The organism is Pusillimonas sp., from assembly GCF_044464525.1.
GTDB lineage: Bacteria > Pseudomonadota > Gammaproteobacteria > Burkholderiales > Burkholderiaceae_B > Pusillimonas.
Genome location: NZ_JBIQLE010000008.1, coordinates 48535 through 65651, shown reverse-complemented (window position 1 = coordinate 65651; position 17117 = coordinate 48535). Strand labels below are relative to the sequence as shown.

Here is a 17117-nt window from a genome sequence, read left to right as displayed (position 1 = left end):
AAGGCTCAGAAAGCGAGCTCGTCCTTTACATGGAAGAATTGCTGCGCCGGGTCGCCAGGCGCCAGGAACAGGCTGTGGCGCTCGCCCGCTCCCAAGGTGCCGAGGTCCAGCGGCCCGCCCACCGGCCGGCCGTCGCAGAGCAGTTGAACGCTCAATGGAACCGGGTTGACCTGGCGGCGCACCCACTTGCCGGTCTCGACATTCTCGAACAGCGACACGGATCGCCCGACGACCTGCACGCCGGCATCGCGGCATGAGTCGTTCAAGTCGTAAAAGGCGATGGAAGCCCGGACCGCAGTGAAATCGTCCGCTTCCTCATGCAGGGTGTGCACCTGCAAACCCTCGTCCGTCTTGATTCCCAGCACCGTGACGAACTCACCCGGCATGACGTCGACCGACACCGCCCGCTTGTCCTGGCCCTGGGCCAGTTCGCCCTGGATGGTAGTTTTCCCGGCCACAGGCATGTAGGGGCTGGACCGGAAGGAGGCGCCCAGTTCAAGAGCCAGCTGCGAGCCGGGGGCCGTCACGCGCAACCCGGACCCGCCGCCGTCCACGAAGCGCACGAAGGCGGAATCTTCGGCCGGCCCGGTGGGGTAGAGCTTGATTTCGATGCCGTGGGCCAGGTTGCCGGCCAAGGCGACCGCCAGGGAGCATATTGCGAGAAGAAGGGATTTCATTTCTGTCCAGGGTTCCTTGTATCGGGCGCCGCACCGCGCAGATCGAGCCTGGCCGCTCTTTCAAGCAGCTTGGCCGCATCGGCGGTCCTGCCCAGTTGCTGGTGCACTTGCGCCGCCCGGGTCAATACATCGACATTGGCGGGTGCCAGGTCCGCCGCGGTGTCCGCCTCGCGCCGGGCGCGGCGCTGGTCGCCCATCTGCAGCGCGGCCTCGGCTAGGCCCATGCGTATACGCGCATTGTCCGGATGAGACTGCCGCAGCGACTCGTAGATCTCCAGCGCCCGGCTGGCCTGACCCGCCAAGGTGTACGAGCGCGCCAGCGAGTTCAAGGCCTCGGGATCATCCGGCCGTTTGGCAAGCACCCGCGCCAATGCATCCTGCGCCGCCGCGGCCTCGCCCCGTTCCATCAGTGAATTGGCCCGGCGAACAATGTGCACGTCGGACAGCGCATCCACCCGGGCGCGCTGGGCGTCCGTCAGGTTTTGCTGCTCGAGATGGCGCAATATGACGGCTGCCTCGACGTCCTGGCCCGACTCCAGCAGCAAGCCCACGTATGCGATCGACGCACCGGTGCCGCGCTCGTGGCCCTGGGTTCGCAGCGGCCCCAGCAAGGCAAGCCCCCGCGCCGCCGCGCCCATATCGACGTAGGCTTCGGCCACGGCATTGAGCACGTCGAAATTGCTGCCCGCTTCGGCCCTGACGTCGCCCAGCAACTGAAGCGCCTCGGCCTTCTTGCCGGCCCTTGCAAGGGTTTGCGCCTCGGCAAGCCGAAGCCTGAGGTCGGCCGTTGCACGCAGATGGCGCATGGGTGGCGTGCGCTGGTCAAGGGGGATCTGCGCAAGCCCGTCGCGCACGGCCTCCCAGTTTCCGGCGTCCGCGGCCAGCGCAGCGTTGGCGTAGAGCACTTCCGGATCGTAGGGATGCTGTCTTAGCAGCTCGTCGAGCATGGCCCGCGCCTCGGCGTCCCTGCCTTCCTGCTGGTAAAGCCGCGCCAGCCGGAAGCGCAGTTCGGCATCGTCGGGGCGGCGTCCCAGGGCTTCGCGGTAGATCGCTATCGCTCCCTTCGCCTCACCTTGAGCTACCAGGATCTCCGCCAGCAGATCCTTGGCGGCGGCCTCGTTCGAATTGCGCTTGACCAGGCTATCGGCCAACGTGCGGGCCTCGGCGATCTTGCCCTGTTGCACCAGGCCTCGCGCCCGCTCGACGTCCACCCAGTACTGCGCGATGGAAAGCGAGGACTGCCATGCGGCATTGCCCCGCCGCGCCCGAACGAGATAATCGTGGGCCTGCCCCCAGTTGCCTTCGCGCATCGACAGCACGCCCATGCCTCCCAGGGCTTCCGAATCGTTAGGCCGTTGCGCCAATACCGCCTGGAATTCGACCCGGGCGCGGGCGGGATTTCCGGACTCGATCAGCTTCATGGCCGCGTCGGTGCGCAGGCGCAGCGGATCGGGCTTGGGCGGAGCACCGGCCGCCTGCGTTCCCGCCTGGGACGCCCGCTGGAGCAACGCGCGTATTTCCTCGTCATGGGGATACAGTTCGACGTAGGTAGCGTATAGAGGCCTGTGTTCGGCCGTGGGCTTGCCCAGCCACAGCAGCGCGTCGCGCCAGCTCTCGGTGGCTTCGCTGCCCACGTCATAGTTCGTCGACAGGCGGGCAAGGCGGCCTATCGCTTCGAGACGGGTCGGCTCGTTACGTGCCAGGTGGCGGGCCAGGGCCAACTGCAACAAGGGATCGCGCGGGGTTTGGGCCTCGAGGCGCCGCAAGCCGTCGATCGCCTCGAGCAGGCCGCCCTCGGTATAGCCCAGGCGATGGTAGTAATCGCGCCCCACCTCGCCGACCGGCAGGCGGTCTCCGAGCGCATCCCGGTATTTTTTGGCCGCTTCGTCGACGTCCGACTCCGCCACCGCCTGGCGCGCCTGCGCCAGCAGGGCTTTGTTCCGCTCGGAACTGAGCAGGAGGTCCTGCTCGAGCTGGGCGACCAGTGGATGACCGGAGTGCGCCTGTTCCAAGCGCCGTAGATAATCCCTTGCGGGCTCGATGCGCCCGGCCTTCAGCTCGATGGTCGCCAGGCCGTACAGGGCCTCGGGGTGGTCTGGGCTGATCAGAAACAGCTTGTTCCAGACCTCGGCGGCGCGCTTGCCGTCGTCGCGCTCCAACCAGAAATGGCCCTGCTTGACCAGTATCTCGTGCGAATCATCTGCTTGCGCCTCCGTCGCATGAAGCAACATCGACGCAAGCAGTCCACATACTAGCCAGTGATATTCACGCATCCCTCACCGACCGAAGGTGTCGCCATTGGTTGTACGATGGGGCTTGATGGGCAGGTCCAGCAAACCGCTCTGGGGATGGAAGTAATAGCGTAAGTAGACGCCGCCCATCCATTGCTTGTAGTCGCTGGCGTTATCGGCCCCGATTGTCGCGCCCAGCGCAAGCTTGGGGTCCACCCGGTACTCGGCCGTGGCCTTGACGTTGTAGCTGACGCCGGTCTTGCTCTGACCGCGGTAAACGCCCTCTTGCATGCCGTAGATTCCCGGCAGATCCGCGCCGACGGCCTGCACCTGGGCCTGGAGATCGGAGCGCGTCGGGAATACCGCCGCATCGTCCTGCTTGAAGGTCTGCAGGCCTATCGAGCCATCCACGCGGTAACTGAACTTGCCCGAACGCTGCGCCCAGGTAACAGGGACGCTAAGCGCATAGTAATGCTTCGGGCTGAAGTACCCGCCGTGGCCGTAGGTGTAGTAGCTGAGGTTCTTGTCGTAGAAAGCCGCGTTCACGTTGACGCCGGTAGTCAGCTTGCTGTCCAGCTCGTCAATCACATGGAAGTACGCGCCGGCGTTGAACTCCTTGCGGTTATTGGACGCCACGTTGTTGCCGCGCAGGGTGTGCCAGGCGACGGCGCCATAGATGCCGGCGTCGCCGAAGTCCTTGGACAGCGTCGCCCGCGCGCCGGTGGCCGATACCCCGCCCCACTCCAGGTCTTCACTGCGATGGCGGCGTCCGGCGAAGGACAGCACGCTGTCCGTAACCGGACGGCGCGACACGTCGACGCGGTAGCCGACCGTGCCGGCGTCGTCAAGCGTGCCCTGCACCAAGGCGCCGCCCGTAAAATCGGTGTGCTGGAAGCCCAGGGGCGTGACCCCCGCGTCCAGCTCGAATCCCCGGCCCTCATAGCCGACCGAAAAGCCCACGCCATTCTGCGTATCGTTGTCGATCGCATAGGGATTCAGGTTGGCGATCTCCATGCCCGCCGGAGGCGGCGTCAAGGCCGCATGGGCGCCCTGCGAGCCCGAACTGATCGAGACGGGGGTGGCGCGCAGGTTCACGCGTCCGTTGCCGGCCGGAAAGCTGACTTCCAGCGGCAATTGCAGTTCATCGAGCTTGCCGGTGCCCGCTTCGCCACTGCGACTGCGGAACTCGGCGCCGCCCGAAAAATGCCCGCTGCGCTCCTGCATGATGGCGTCGAGCTCACTGCCCAGCGCCGACTGCGGTGCATAGGCCACCTGGCCGGCCGAGGCAAACGGGTTGCCGGCCTGGCCGGCCGGCATGGGCACGGCCCCGTAAGCGCCCGGGGCGGCGGCCTGCGCCGGCACGAACGGCATGGCGCCGGCGGGAATCGTTGGCTGATACGGTATCGGCGCCGCCTGCTGCACCGGAGGCGGCACAGCGGCCGAATAGGCCTGCTGCGCGGCGGGCGGTTGGGCCGCCGCACCGTAAGACTGGCCATTGACGGGGATCGGAACCGCGCCGGCATATGGCTGCGCGGCCGCCGGCATCGGCGCCGGCGGGCGGCCTTGCCCTCCATCGAGCGATGAATTGCTGCGCTGGCCGGGAAGCCCCACGAAAGGATTGGCCGACGACGAGGCCGCGGGGCCGGCCGCATACTGTCCATAGGCCAGGGGAGACCCGCGCGACTCCAGGGCCATGGCCCTTTGGATGAGCTTGGCCGCCTCGCTCGTGTCGCCGGACAGGCGGTACACCTGCGCAGCGCCAGTCAGCACGTCGATGTCTTCGGGCGCGAGCGACACCGCGATGTCGGCTTCATTGCGCGCTTGGCGATGGTTCTTCAGTTGCTGGGACACCTGGGCGAGACCGAGGTGCAGATGAGGATTGTTGGGATCGTTGCGCAAGACTGTTTCGTACAACTGCAGCGCCTGCTGGCCCTGGCCGGCGGCGGCATACATGCGCGCGAGCGACGCCATGGCGTCCGGCTGGTTGGGCTGGCGGGCGAGCACCGGCGCCACCATGTCGTAGGCGGCGACCAGGTCGCCCCGCTCGACCAGCACGTCGGCCTGGCGGACTCGATAGGAATCCGTCAGGTCCTCGAGAGACGCGCGCTGCGCGCCCGTCAGGTTCTGCGTGTGCAGATGGCGCAGGACGACGGACGCTTCGACGTCCTGATTCGAAGCCAGCAGCAGGCCGACATAGGCGATCGATGCATCGGCGCTGCGCGCCTGCCCTTGCGCTCGCAAGGGCTGCAGCAGGGCGGCGCCGCGAGCGGTTTCGCCCATTTGTACGTAGGCCTGCGCCACCGCGTTGATGACGTCGAAATCGTTGCCCGCGGCGGATTGCACCTGCGCGAGCCAGTTCAGCGCCTCTGTCTTGCGTCCGGCCTTGGCCAGGCGCCCGGCCTCGGCGATCTGCGCCTGCAGGTTGGCCCTGGCGTACAGCTCGTTCATGGCCGCCGTGCGCTGCGAGGTCGGGATGCGCTCGAGCGTGTCGCGCGTCGCCTGCCACTGCTGGCTGTCGGAAGCCAGCAAGGCGCTGACGTACAAGGCGTCGGGGTCGTTAGGGTGGGTCATCAGCAGGCCATCGACCAGGCCGCGGGCCTCGGTCTTGTAGCCCGCGTCCTGGTACAGCAGGGCCAGTTGGTACCGCAGCCAGGGATTGTCGGGATCTTGCGCCAATGCGTCTTCGAGCATGCGGCGCGACGCGGCGTAATCGCCCGACATGCGGGCAACCTGCCCCAGGCCCTGCAGCGCCTGCGGATCGCCCGGCCTGCGCTCCAGCACGTCGCGATACGCCTTGGTCGCCTGGGCGGTCTTGCCCTCTTCGAGCAGAATGTCGGCCAGCAGCACCTCGGCCGCCACCTCTTTAGGAGCCCGCTTGGCCGCGCGATCGGCGACCTTGCGCGCTTCGGCCAGCTTGCCCGAACGCAGCAGCGCGCGCGCCTGGTCGACCTCAACCCAGTACTGCACGCTGTCGAGCGTGGCCTGCCACGCCGAATTGCCCTTGCGGGCTCGCGTCAGGTAGTCTTTGGCCTGCTGCCAGTTGCCGGTCCGCATGGCCACGATGCCCAGCCCGCCCAAGGCTTCGGAATCGTTGGCACGCTGCTTCAGCACCGCCTCGAACTCTGCCTGCGCGCGCACCGTGTCGCCCGCATTGAGCCATTTCATGGCCGCATCGGTACGCTCGCGCAAGGGATCGCTGCGCGGCGCGCTGGCTTGGCTGATCCGCGCCGCCTGCTGGCGAACCTGTTTCACGCCTTGCTGCAATTGCTCGTTGATTCCCGCATCGTCGGGATGCTTCTTCAAATAACTGGTGAGCAGAGCCTGTTCGGCCGAGCTGGACGCGCTCAGCCAGGTCAGGGCCTCGCGCCAGCTATGCGTCGCCTCAGCCCCCACGTCGGGATGGACGGAGAGCGCCTCGAGGCCGCCCACGCCTTCGATGCGCGTCTGTTCGTTGCGGGCAAGGTGGCGCGCCAGCGCCAGTTTCACCTGCGCGTCGTTGGGCGACTGTTCAGCCAGGCGCCGTAGGCCCGCAATGGCTTCGCCAAGGCCACCCTGCGTATAGCCTAGATTGGTGTAGTATTCGCGCCCGAGATCGCCGACCGGCTGCTGGTTGCCGAGAACCTGCCGGTACTTGGCGACGGCCTCGTCCAGCTCGCCCGCTCTGGCCAGCCGGCGCGCCTCGGCAATCGAAGCCGCGCCGCTGCTGGAGCCCAGGGAGATTTCCTGCTCGAGCTTGGCGATCAGGGGGCTGTCGGGCCGGACCTGTTTCAGGCGCTCGAGGTACACCCGGGCCTGCGGGATGCGCTGGGCGTTCAATTCCACTTTCGCAAGGCCGTACAAGGCATCGGGACTATTGGGGCTGGTCAGTAGCAGCTTGTTCCAGGCCTCGGTCGCGCGCTTGGCATCATTGCGTTCAAGCCAGAAGTTGCCCTGGTCGATCAGCACCTTGCTGGCATCGTCCTGATTCGCCCATCCTGCATGGTGCAGCAAAGCCACCAGCAAGCCACACATTAACCTGTTGTAGCGCCGCATTGGGTCTCCCACGATAAAGATAAGGTACCGTCCGCCCGGAAGCGGTACAAGCCGTCCAGCCAGCCAAGTCCGAACAGGCTGAGCACGTAGTCGTAATAAGAAGGCTGCCCCTGGGCCAGGGTTTCGGGCTGGGTCGAATGGCGCAGCATGGCCCGGACTTTGAGAGTTTGCCGCTCGAGCAGCAAGGCTTGGCCTTTGGCCTTGAAATAGGGAATCAGGGCGGCGGAAAATCCGAACGGCCCCTGGCCGGAAACTTCGCCGCTTTGGGTGTCGACCTTCTCGGGCGGCGTACCCTTCCCGGCGTCGCGCGTGGCCTCGACCATGCCGTCCAGCGCCTCGAGCATTGGTCCGAACGCCGGGTCTTCGACGGAAGTCATGCCCGCCCAGAGATAATTGCGTATGGCATCGTAGCTGCCCACCGGCCCCTTGTCGGGATCGACGATGAAGGACGCAGTCTGGCCTTCCTTGGCCTGGTAGGCCGTCCAGTCGGGCGCAAAGCCTCGCGGCGCCACGGCCCTGACCATGGCTACCGTATTATCCGCGACGGCCTGCCACGGACCTTCGGGCGATTCCTGCGCCAAGCGCCGCAGCATGGGGATAGGCAGGTAGCTGGGATTGAACCGCCACGTGCGGGCCTCTTCATCGACGAAGCCCTCTTTGCCCGGCAGTAGCATCAGGCCCAGCCCCGGCAGCTCGGCGAGTTCGTGGCTTTCGACCAGAGCCAGCAGGCTGTGCGCCTGGCGCGTGTACTCGGGCTCGTTCCACAAGCGGCCGGCTTCCAGCAAGGCATAGACGAACCAGAGGTCGGCATCCGAGGCGGAATTGGCATCGATGATGCGCCAGGCGCCGTCTTCGGCCTTGCCCCATATCCATGCCGGCAGGCCCGACTCGACCGAACCGCCGCCCAGATTGTCTTTCGTCCAGAACCACAGCTTGTCGAAGGTCGCGCGGTCTCCGGCCGCCAGCGCAAAGAACATGCCGTAGGACTGCCCTTCGGAAGAGCTGTGGTTCATTTCGGTGCTGGCATCCAGGACGCGCCCGCTGTCCTGAACGAAGTATGTCTGGAAGTCGTCCCACAAGGGCCATTGCGCCGCCTCGCACGCGGGGGCGGATGCCGCGCCGGTCGAATACGACAGGGACAAGGCCATGGCGCAGAGACACAGGAATCTTTTCGTGCGGCGGTGCAATGTCATGTCAAGCCTTGCGCGGTTTGCGCCTGATGCGCCGGAGCAGCGCCCAGATCAGGATCACCGCCAGCACCGGCAACAGCCAGCGCAGCCACCATGGCGTTGCGCCGGGCCAGTGCTGCGCGAGTTTCCATTCGATGCCGCGCCAGAATCCCAACTGGCCGATCGAATACGTATACGTGGCCGCCAGGGGCCGTATCTGGCCTTCGCGCACCACGGCCAGGCTGCCTTGCAGCGTATCTTCGCCGAAGCTGTCTGCATTGAGAAGCGCATCCACGGCGAGGACCTGGCCTTGCGGCTGGCTGCTGGAAATAAGCACCACGCTGCGCCCGGCCGACACCGGCGACTCGAAGCCCACGAACATGGCTGTCTCTCCGTCGCTGGAATAGGCCAGGTCGGCCCGCACAGGCTGCTGCGACTCGCGCGGATCGGGAGTGACCCAGCGGTCCGTCTTGAACACGAGGTCGGAGGTGCCGAAGCGCTTGCTCTGCCCCGCCAGCGCGGCCGGCATGTAGCGAGCCCACTCCGCAAGCCACGATTGCTCGCCCGATGCGATGACGACAAGGTCCTTGTCGGCCGCCTCAAGGCCCGCCTCGCCGAAGACCACCGACACCTGCGTCGCCGGGTAGCCCGTCGACTCGCCGAAGCGGCCCATCAAGGCCAGATAGGTCGAGATGTCCTGGGCTGCCGGGGTACGGGACAGCACCACCGCGGTTTCCGAGAGATCGGCCAGGCGCGTGAAGGGAAACCCGCTGTCGCCGAAGGCGGCCAGATTGGGCAGCGGCATGAAGTGCGGATAGCGGCTGAGGTCTATGGTCGAGTCGGGATCGATGCGCCCGCGCACGTTGTCGACGATGGTGTCCCGGCACTGCCCCTCTTTGATGTAGTCGTACATGAAGCGGAACTCCAGCTCGGAGCGCTCCAGCAGGCGGTTCAGCGGGATGTTCATGCGGGCCCGGACCGGCAGCAATTCGTTGTCGCGCAATGCCTTCAGCCAGGACTCATCCTTGATCTGGTCGATAGACAGCAAGGGGAAGGACTTGAGGAACTGCCGGTTGGCGCTGATCAGCAGCGAAGAATTCGCCTGGCCGGGCTGGGGCGTGTAGCGGTAGCGCAGGTCGACCGGCACGGGCTTTTCGCGCCAGCCAAACAGGTCGGGCGGCAGGCGCAGGTCGAGGCGAACCGGGGCGCCGTTGTAGCCAATGGAGTCCAGTGCCTCTTGCGGCGCGATTTCGCCGAACTTGACGGGACGGTCGGTGCGCAGCCACCGGGGCGCATCATAGGGCCGGCGCGGCTTGAGCTGTTCCAGGCGGTCGACCACCGCCGACTGGCCCATCAGGGCGACGCCGCTGGTAACCAGCGCCTGCGCGGCGCGCTTGAGCTCTTCAGCATCGCGGCCCATGATCCACAAGAGCTTGCCCTTCGGATCGTTGGGGTTGGCGGTGATGGAAAGCGTGGGGCCCGACAGCCCCGTCTGGCCGGCGCCGGCGCCCTGGGACAGCACCACGGCATTGCCTTCCAGCGGATAATCGCCGTCCCAATGAACCGGAAACTCGGCGCCGCGGTATCCCGCCATGGCGCCAAACCACGAGGCGACCATTCCCGCCGACTCGAGGCTTGCCGCGCCGCGGTCATTGGCGAACACCATGGGCAGGGTCAGGCGCCGCGCATCGCGACGATCGAAAAACGGCAGGGGCAGAACGGACAGGTCGTCGGCCAGCGGCAGGTGCCGGACATCGAGCGTCAGTTCGCTTTGGTTGCTGACGTTGGCCCACAGGCTGGTGTGCAGCGGGTCCTCGCACTCGAGCGTGTAATGGCCGATCAGCTGCAGCCGCAGGCGATTGAATTCGGTGACCAGGTGCACGGGCAGGTCGAGCGAGCGCTGCAGGCTCTTGCCCGCTTCTTCGCGGGGCACGGGCAAGCTGGCGGCAACGACGTCGTTGACCATCACGTTGATGTGCGACAGGTCGCTGAGCAAAGCGGGCGAATAGCTGTATGTCAGATCGAGCTTCGCGCCGACCACCACTTCGTCGGCGCGCACGTTGAACGGCACGCTGTCGCTGCCGTCTATGCCGCGCAGGTTGAACGGATAGCGCGCGCCCAGCTCTTCGAGCGTGTAGCGGTGCCGGGGCCTGAAAACAGCGCTGGTCGACTCGGCGGCGGCGTCTCCGCGCTGCGTAAAGCCCGTTGCCTGGGCAAGCGCGCCGATTTCAGACACCAGGGCCGGCGGCGCCTCGGCGCCCGGACTCTGCGCCAACGCGGTGCCCAGTACGGCCCATGACATGAACAGGGTTCCCAACAACGGCAGTACCGAGCGAAAACACAGGAAGGGATATTTCATCAGCTAAGCTCTTTTCGTTTACCGCGAATCGGGACGTCCGACCCGCAGACGCCTCTGGGCTCGCGCACGCAGTGACAGATACAGAACGATTGCGATCAAGACCGCAGCCAACAGGTAAAGCACAAACAATATCAAGGGATGCGAGGACAAGAACCAGGAAACGGTCTGATAAGGCCCCATATTGCCCACGTGATAGCTCTTGGCATCCGACAGCGATTCGATGCGGCCGTCGCGCACCACGGCCAGGCCGCCTTGCAGCCGGCTTTTCTGTTCTTCATCGAAGATCAGCAGATCGACCGCGCTGAGCAGGCTGCGGCCGTCGGCCCCGGCAAACACCACGACGCTGCGGCCCCGGCTGACGGGCGACTCGAAACCCGCCAGATAGGCCCCGCCGGCGGGCGCCGCCACAGAGCCGGCGGACGCGCCCCGATGCGTCATTCGGCCGACCCAGTCGGCGAACGTGGACACCCATGCCGCAAAGCTGTCGCTGTCGGCCGAGAAAGAACGCGCCCGCTGCGCCACAGGCAGGCGTCCGGCCCATTGGGACAGCAGGTCGGAGCGTCCGCCCGCCTCAAGCAAGAGCACGTCCTTGTCGTGGAGCTCTTCCGCATCCCGGACGACGCTGAGGTCTGTGGCCGGATAGCCGGTAACCTGCCCCATCTTGCCCAGCAGCGACAAGAAGGCCGAGAGTTCGTGCTCGCCCGGCGAAGCCGGCAGGACCACCACGGTATCCGACAAATCGGCCATGCGCGTGAACGGGAAGCCCGAGGTGCCGAAGGCCGCCAGGTCGGGCATGGCCTTGTGATGGGGCAGGCCCGACAGGTCGATGGTGGAGCGCGGATCGATGGCGCTGCGCCGGACATCGATGTAGGCGCCCCGGCATTCGGCCTGCACGGGAGGGGGATACAGGAACTGGAACTGCAAGCCGGCCTGCGATTCGAGCATCGACAAGGGCAGCGGTATGGTCCTGTTCACGGCCGAGTCGTCGGTCTCGAACGCCCGGCGCACGTCTTCGTCGTTGGACGCCAGGTCGATGCGCCGGACGCGTTGCTGGTTGACCATCACGTCGAGCGTGCCCTGGCCGGCCTCGCTCGCGGAGTGCCGGTACCAGAGCTTCAGGGGCACGGTCTTGGTGCGCCAGTCGGATAGGTCGGGCGGCAGGCGCAGGCCCAAGGTGATGGGCGACGGCTCGTATCCCGACACCGTGAATTCGCGCACGGGCAGCAGCTCTCCCAGCGCAACCGGCCGGTCGGTGGGCAGCCAGTTGGGTGCGTCGTAGGGCTTGCGCGGCGTTACCACGGCTTCCTGCACCGTGGCGGTCGGACCCGACAAGGCTTCCGCGCCCAGGGTCAGCGTTACCGCGGCGCTGCGGATCTCGTCGTCGCTGCGGCCGGTGATGATAAGCAGTTTGCTCGACGAATCGTTGGGATTCGAGCGCATGGCGATGGTCGGACCGGCGGGCACGGGAAGATCCAGGCCGGGAAGGGATTCGTTCGCTCCCAGGATCACGACCGCGTTGCCCCGCTGGGGCAAGGCATCGGTGCCCGCATTGAAGCGCGCGCCGCGATAGCCGGCAAGGGCTCCCAGCCAGGAGGCCATTACACCGGCCGCCTCGAGCCGGGTGTCGGAGAGACGCCCCAGCACGAAGGAAAGCTCGAGCCCGCGCACGTCGCGTGGATCGAAGAAAGGCACGGGCAGCATGCCCAGCTCGTTGGGCTGGGCGAGCTTTTCTACGTCGAACAGCAACCGGCTGGACTTGTCTATGCGAACCCACAAGTCGGGATGCAGCGGATTCTCGCAACCCATTGTGTAGTGGCCGATCGACTGCAGCTCGAGGTTGTTGTACGGTCGCAGACGCGAAGTGGGCAGCGTGACCTTCGCATGGCCGGACGACTCGCCCTGCTGCGCCGACATGGGCAGCGAGGCAACGACTTCGCCATTGAGCAGCACGTTGAGATGCGACAGTTCGTCGAGCAGGTTCGGCGAGTGGCTATAGGCCAGGTCGAGTTCCAGGTCCTGGATGCGCTCGTCCTCTCGAAGGCCAAACACGATGCCTGCGCGTCCGTCCACGCCGCGCAGGCGCCACTGGGCGTAGCGGTTGTACTGTTCGAGGCTGACGGCGTAGGCGTCCGACGAAGCGTCGGCCGCCGAATGAACGGGAACAGGCTGGGCCCACGCCATGCAGGCAAAAACCCCCAGCAGGCCGGCTGCGCAAGCTCGAAGCGACCGAAGAAAACATCCACGACGCATCATATCCGCGAAGCCCCTCGCCTGAAAAACCGTGCGCGCCGACCGAAAGCCTTGCCTGTTTCGCGGAACAGGACGAAAAAGCCCCGCACGCCTATCCGGCCGATCTGCTTGATGGCCGTCAATGGCGCGTCGGGCACCGATGCGTTCCATGCCGCCGCCCAGATGTCGGCACGCCCGAAAGTCATTTGCGCCAGCTCGACCTGCTGATCGATGGTCAGTTCGCGAAACCGCAAGCCGATTTTTTTATCCTGGACGAAGCGTATCTCGGCGGGGAAGACGCGTTCTTCCTCGCCCCGGAACAGGGACACCTGCACCTGGTCGCCCAGCTGGACCCCGAGGGGCGTTTTCATCACCAGCCCCAGGCCCTCGGCCGAGAAGTCGCTGGTTTCGCACACGACGCGGTGTCCCGAGGATAATCCCAGCGTTGCCGGCAGCACGCCTTCGACCCGTGGCGAAGCACGCACCTGGCGCTGCTCGCCGGCCACCGCCACGCTGGCGCTGCAGATGACGATGTTATGCAGGGTCCAGGCCATGTTGAAGGCCGCCGTGTACATCAAGCCGCTGTTGCCGCCGCTATTGAGCAACATCCAGATGCCCACCACCATGCCCGCCAGGTTCAGGCCCAGCAGCACGATGTAGGGGCGCGCCAGCGTCCAGTCGAAGTAGGACTCGGTGGTGGTGCCGCCCTTGGCCGTGACGTTGAAGGTGGCGCTGTCGGGCTTGAACAGCGTGGCCAGCGTCGGCCGCATGATATACCAGGCCAGGACCGATTCGTACACTTCGTTCCAGAACGAGTGGCGGAACCTGCCCTGCACGCGGTGGTTGGTCAGTTGGGCATGCAGGATGTGCGGCAGGGCGTAGGCCAGGATCATCAGCGCCGACGCCTGGAACACGTGGGCTCCGAAAAACAAGTAGGCCAGGGGCGCCGTCAGGAAAACGAGCCGAGGCAGCCCATAGAAGAAGTGCAGCGACGCGCTGATGTAGCAGATCCGCTGCCCGAAGTTCAGGCCCTTGGCCAGCAAGGGGTTGTGGCTGCGCATGATCTGCGCCATGCCACGCGCCCAGCGGATGCGCTGGCCGATGTGGCGTGACAGGCTCTCGGTCGCCAGGCCGGCCGCCTGGGGCAACGCCAGATAGGCGGTGTTGAGGCCCACGCGGTTCATCTTGAGCGCGGTCAGTGCGTCTTCGGTGACGCTTTCAGTGGCTACGCCGCCAATTTGCAGCAGGTGCTCGCGCCGCAGCACGGCGCACGATCCGCAAAAGAAAGTGGCGTTCCAGAGGTCGTTGCCATCTTGCGTAAGGCCGTAGAAAAGCTGGCCTTCATTGGGCACGCTGTGGAACACGTCCAGATTCTGCTCCATGGGGTCGGGCGAGAAGAAAACGTGCGGCGTCTGCAGCATGGCCAGCTTGGGGTCCTTCATGAACCAGCCCATGCAGATCTGCAGGAAAGAGCGGGTCGGAATGTGGTCGCAATCAAAAATGGCGATGAACTCGCCGTCAGTGTGCTCGAGCGCCGCATTGATGTTGCCGGCCTTGGCGTGCTTGTTGTCGGGCCGGGTCAGGTAGCCCACGCCGGCTTCCTGGCAGAACGCCCGGAACTCATCGCGGCGGCCATCGTCCAGCACATAGATGTTCAGGCGATCGGCGGGCCAGTCCTGGGCCTTGGCCGTCAACACAGTATGGCGCACGACGCTCAGCGGCTCGTTATACGTGGGGATGTAGACATCGACGCTGGGCCAGGACGAGACGTCGTCGGGCATCAATATGGGTTTGCGGCGCAAAGGCCACGCCGATTGGAAGTAGCTGAGGAACAGCGTCAGCAGCGCATAGAGCTCGGCCATCAGCAGGCCGTAGCCGAACAGCGCGTCGAGCCAGTGCTCGAAGCCCAGGGTTTCCGTCAGCCGCCAGTACATGTAGCGCAAGGTGGCGACCGAGGAGATCGTCATGAGCACCAGCACGGTAAGCCTCGCGCGCGACACACGGGTCAGGAAGTAGGCCGTCGCGAACGAAACAATACCGAACAGAACCTGGTGTTCCAGGCTGAGGGGCGTGATGATCACGCTGATGAAAAACACGAAGGAAACGATCAGTGCGAACACGCGGAAGGGGCGGCTGGCCCAGACAGGCAGGTCGATCAGCCAGCTGCCGATGCGGGCGACCAGGTTTCCTGGCGAGAATGTCATTGGCCGGCTCCAATGGTGGAAAGGCGTTCGCTGATCCATCTGGCGCACGACCGGACGTCCTGGGCGCCCTCGCTGTGGGGGGCGTACTGAAGCACGCTTTGCCCGAAGGCCAGCGCCTCGCTGATGGCCTGGTCCTGGTGGATGCGGCCGACGACACGTTCGCCGAACGAGGCGCGCAGCATGGATGCGACGTCCCGGCTGAGCATGCGGCTCTGGTCGATCTGGTTCACGACGAAACCATAATCCTGAAAGCCCGGCCGGCCTATGCAGTAGGACTCGAACAAAGATCTCATCTGCGGCAGGGTCACGTACGAACCCGCGTCGGGCAATACGACGGCCAGGGCGAGCGACGCGGCGGTCAGCGCCTGCGTCATGTAGGCTGACGGGCCGGGCGGAGTATCCAGCACGACCACAGCCTCGTCAGGCAGATCAAGGCTCTCCAGGCGGTTCGCCAGCCAGGACCGATCCTGCGCCAAGCGGCTTTCGAATGCCCGCCGCCGCGCTTCGTCGCATTCCCCGTACGCCAGCAGGGCAACGCCCGATGGTGTGGCCTCGATCAGGCGCTCGAAGCTCGAGCTGTCGGCATGCGCCAGGCCCGGCCCGGCGCCCGCCTCGAAGGAAAAATGGAACCGGAGCCCGTTCTGCGGATCCAGATCGATGGCCAGGACCGGATGGCCCAACTCGTGCAATGCGACCGACAGGTTCGCCGCCACCGTGCTTTTGCCCACTCCGCCTTTGGCCGACACCACCGACAATACATTCATGGTCGGCTTAGGCGGTTGAACAGCGAACGGATCGAGCCGGACGACTGCTCGGGCTGGGCAACGGGCGCGGCCGCCGGCGCTTCGACCGGCTCTTGGGCGGAACCTTCCAACCGCTTGAATAGAGTATGCAGGTTGCCGCCGCCTTCCGCGGGAGCGGGAACCGGCGCCGCCGGACGGGACTCGGGCGCGGCGGTTGGCGCACGCTCGACGTCGGCTGGACTATGGCGGCGTGCGACGCCGGCCAGCGCGGCCATGGCGTTGCTGCGCGCAGGTGCCGAAACGAAAGGCTCGGGCGCCGTCCCGTCTTGCTCGGAACCGAAGCGAATACGCTGGAACACCGGCCAGCGATCGTGGGTCGCGCGGTTTTGGTCGGCTTCGTATACCTCGTAATATTGATCGGCCTTTTTCTCACCAAACATGGCAAAGAGTTTGGTCACGTCCTCCGATTCTTTCATCCTGCTTCACCTTGAAAAATTGGCTTTCTGCAATCAACTTGCGGTAGATAGGCGCTCATCCCGCCAGACGATACAAAAAAACACCATCTTCGGCGCTTTGGTACTGCCGAACCTGTAACTGCGCGCCGGCCCCAACGGATACGAACCACTGCTGGTACACGCCCTCTAGAAAATCGGCCAAGCCCAGTTGGACCGGCGAATCGGCGGGTGCGTATTCGTGGCTGATGTCCAGACTGTCCCGGCGCTCGGTAAAACTGACGACTCCCCAGCCCAGGCGCGCCCAATGCCTGTTGGCCTCGATTTCCATCTGCCCGACCGAATCGCACTGCGGCAGCGTCATCTCGCGCGCCGCCCTCATGCCGGCCTTGACCATCAAGTGGCGTGACTCGTCGCGCCCCAGCGCCGAAGACGCTTCGTGAACGAACGACTGAAGCAGGGGCCCCCATTGGGCATCGCGCCGTTGGCTTTCAAGATAGGAAATCAGCTTGCTTTGCACGTTAAATATCCAGATCAAAAGGTGGGTGGACACAGGGGCGTCCAGCTAGGGAAGCCATTATCTTATCCACCAGGGGAGTGAAATGCAGTCGACGCGCGCATGTTACTCGCGAACCGTGGTATGGCCGAGACACCCGCGCGAATGAACGCCTTGGGGAATCGCGGCAATAGCTCGGAAAATGTATCGACTTCGAGAAAACCCGGTACCCGGAACGCCTGATGGGCGAACGCGACCGGCATGCTCGAACGATGAAAACCACAAGCCATGACAACAAGGACAAGTAGTTCGGCAAGGCGGAGCTACGAGCTTCTGGCCCGTATTCTTGAAGCATGACCTTGCGTCTGGACGAGAGCAGGCCAGCTGCAAATATTTCGGCCCTTAGAGCCAAATGTATCTGCGCTGCAACCAAATCGCTTCCATCTGCACGCAATTCTAACCAAATATTAAGAGACATCCAACCGCATGCCGTTGCTTATTTGCACTGTTTGACGATTGCACGGC

The 17117-nt window shown here is 65.3% G+C and carries 10 protein-coding genes; all 10 read right to left on the bottom strand.

Annotated elements, in window-relative coordinates; all coding sequences use genetic code 11:
- Positions 1-5 precede the first annotated feature (5 nt).
- From ACIY1O_RS06495 to bcsD, 10 genes are read right to left on the bottom strand one after another with little or no spacing between them, the layout of a single operon-like run.
- Positions 6-677, bottom strand: coding sequence for a cell division protein FtsQ (locus ACIY1O_RS06495; protein WP_397474277.1), 672 nt, complete (start codon positions 675-677; stop codon positions 6-8).
- Entirely contained in the window at positions 674-2950 is a 2277-nt protein-coding gene (locus ACIY1O_RS06490) for a tetratricopeptide repeat protein (RefSeq protein ID WP_397474276.1), read from the bottom strand. Before ACIY1O_RS06490 ends, ACIY1O_RS06495 begins: the two co-directional genes overlap by 4 nt.
- A gap of 3 nt (positions 2951-2953) precedes the next feature.
- A complete protein-coding gene (locus tag ACIY1O_RS06485; protein ID WP_397474275.1) occupies positions 2954-6940 on the bottom strand; it encodes a cellulose synthase subunit BcsC-related outer membrane protein in 3987 nt (1328 codons plus the stop codon).
- Positions 6919-8088, bottom strand: coding sequence for a cellulose synthase complex periplasmic endoglucanase BcsZ (bcsZ, locus tag ACIY1O_RS06480; RefSeq protein WP_397474274.1), 1170 nt, complete (start codon positions 8086-8088; stop codon positions 6919-6921). Before bcsZ ends, ACIY1O_RS06485 begins: the two co-directional genes overlap by 22 nt.
- 46 nt (positions 8089-8134) lie before the next feature.
- On the bottom strand, positions 8135-10468 hold the full coding sequence (gene bcsB, locus ACIY1O_RS06475) for a cellulose biosynthesis cyclic di-GMP-binding regulatory protein BcsB (protein WP_397474273.1): 2334 nt from the start codon (positions 10466-10468) through the stop codon (positions 8135-8137).
- Between the two features lie 18 nt (positions 10469-10486).
- Positions 10487-12721, bottom strand: coding sequence for a cellulose biosynthesis cyclic di-GMP-binding regulatory protein BcsB (gene bcsB, locus ACIY1O_RS06470; protein ID WP_397474272.1), 2235 nt, complete (start codon positions 12719-12721; stop codon positions 10487-10489).
- Entirely contained in the window at positions 12718-14901 is a 2184-nt protein-coding gene (gene bcsA / locus ACIY1O_RS06465; RefSeq protein ID WP_397474271.1) for a UDP-forming cellulose synthase catalytic subunit, read from the bottom strand. Before bcsA ends, bcsB (ACIY1O_RS06470) begins: the two co-directional genes overlap by 4 nt.
- On the bottom strand, positions 14898-15665 hold the full coding sequence (gene bcsQ / locus ACIY1O_RS06460; protein ID WP_397474270.1) for a cellulose biosynthesis protein BcsQ: 768 nt from the start codon (positions 15663-15665) through the stop codon (positions 14898-14900). Before bcsQ ends, bcsA begins: the two co-directional genes overlap by 4 nt.
- Entirely contained in the window at positions 15662-16120 is a 459-nt protein-coding gene (locus ACIY1O_RS06455; protein WP_397474269.1) for a hypothetical protein, read from the bottom strand. The genes bcsQ and ACIY1O_RS06455 overlap by 4 nt, the downstream gene beginning before the upstream one ends.
- A gap of 55 nt (positions 16121-16175) precedes the next feature.
- The gene (bcsD, locus tag ACIY1O_RS06450; protein ID WP_397474268.1) at positions 16176-16649 is read right to left on the bottom strand and encodes a cellulose biosynthesis protein BcsD; all 474 of its coding nucleotides are present in this window, start codon (positions 16647-16649) and stop codon (positions 16176-16178) included.
- Positions 16650-17117 lie beyond the last annotated feature (468 nt).

Coding starts and splice junctions, on each gene's coding strand:
- ACIY1O_RS06495 (WP_397474277.1), bottom strand. CDS start 677: ATGAAATCCCTTCTTCTCGCAATATGCTCCCTGGCGGTCGCCTTGGCC.
- ACIY1O_RS06490 (WP_397474276.1), bottom strand. CDS start 2,950: ATGCGTGAATATCACTGGCTAGTATGTGGACTGCTTGCGTCGATGTTG.
- ACIY1O_RS06485 (WP_397474275.1), bottom strand. CDS start 6,940: ATGCGGCGCTACAACAGGTTAATGTGTGGCTTGCTGGTGGCTTTGCTG.
- bcsZ (WP_397474274.1), bottom strand. CDS start 8,088: ATGGCCTTGTCCCTGTCGTATTCGACCGGCGCGGCATCCGCCCCCGCG.
- bcsB (WP_397474273.1), bottom strand. CDS start 10,468: ATGAAATATCCCTTCCTGTGTTTTCGCTCGGTACTGCCGTTGTTGGGA.
- bcsB (WP_397474272.1), bottom strand. CDS start 12,721: ATGATGCGTCGTGGATGTTTTCTTCGGTCGCTTCGAGCTTGCGCAGCC.
- bcsA (WP_397474271.1), bottom strand. CDS start 14,901: ATGACATTCTCGCCAGGAAACCTGGTCGCCCGCATCGGCAGCTGGCTG.
- bcsQ (WP_397474270.1), bottom strand. CDS start 15,665: ATGAATGTATTGTCGGTGGTGTCGGCCAAAGGCGGAGTGGGCAAAAGC.
- ACIY1O_RS06455 (WP_397474269.1), bottom strand. CDS start 16,120: ATGAAAGAATCGGAGGACGTGACCAAACTCTTTGCCATGTTTGGTGAG.